This is a genomic window from Streptomyces sp. NPDC046465, assembly GCF_040646035.1.
Lineage (GTDB): Bacteria > Actinomycetota > Actinomycetes > Streptomycetales > Streptomycetaceae > Streptomyces.
This window is the reverse complement of record NZ_JBEYZK010000098.1, coordinates 1-1,010: the sequence shown is the minus strand read 5'-3', so window position 1 is coordinate 1,010 and position 1,010 is coordinate 1. Positions and strand designations below refer to the sequence as shown.

Here is a 1,010-nt window from a genome sequence, read left to right as displayed (position 1 = left end):
CCGCAGGGCGCCTCGCGTCCCTACGACGCCGACCGCAACGGCTTCGTGCTCGGCGAGGGTGCCGGCGTCGTCGTCCTCGAGTCCGAGGAGCTGTCACTTCTGTATGCACTGTTATTATTCTAGGTGTAAGTATCTTTTTTGTTACACAAGCAGTAACAAACAATAAATTAGAAAACACTAGTCAAACAACTCAACACTCAAGCAGCAGCTCAAAACCTGTTGAAGATAAACAAACGACGAAACAGCTTGATCAAGCAAAACAGCTTGCTGCAAGTTATCATTATGATGAAGCCATCGCCTTACTTGAAAAAGACGACGCCAAAGAAGCGCAACAATTGTTAGCAACTTTGAAAAAAGAAAAAGAATCCTTGGTAAAATGGGAAGACCCGACCAAAATCTCACACGTCTTCTTTCATAGTCTGATTGTTGATCCAGCTAAGGCTTTTCATACCCAGCAAGCACAAGGGTATAAAGATTATATGGTCACTATTTCCGAATTCAATAAAACCATTGATCAGTTATATAAAAATAACTATGTTCTTGTTAATCTAAATGGATTAGTCAAAAAAGGAACAGATGGAAAACTGACCTTTACAGGTGTTTCTCTTCCAGAAGGAAAGAAACCGTTAATTCTTTCGCAAGACGATGTCAGCTATTATGAATACATGGACAATTCAGGATTTCCAAGTAAGTTGATTGTCGATAAACAGAACCAAATCAAGAATATTTATATCGACAATAAGAAGGAAACTGTTGGTGACTATGATATGGTTCCATTGATCGATTCATTCATTAAAAAACATCCCGATTTTTCTTATCAAGGCGCCAAAGGAACATTAGCTTTAACAGGCTATAATGGTGTATTAGGTTACCGTACATCAAAATCAGAATATGGTGATAACGAAAAAACAAACAAAGAAATCGAACTGGGCGGGGGAGAGCTTGACGGCCAGCGCGCGGAGCTCATCCGCGACGCCAACGCCACCAAGGCGGAGACCGCCGACGATCTC

2 pseudogenes are annotated in these 1,010 nt (G+C 41.6%); both read left to right on the top strand.

Annotation, left to right across the window (positions count from 1 at the left end):
• Positions 1-90, top strand: a pseudogene (locus ABZ953_RS39465) (beta-ketoacyl synthase N-terminal-like domain-containing protein); the annotation flags it as partial.
• A 245-nt stretch (positions 91-335) separates the two neighbouring features.
• Positions 336-1,010, top strand: a pseudogene (locus ABZ953_RS39460) (polysaccharide deacetylase); the annotation flags it as partial.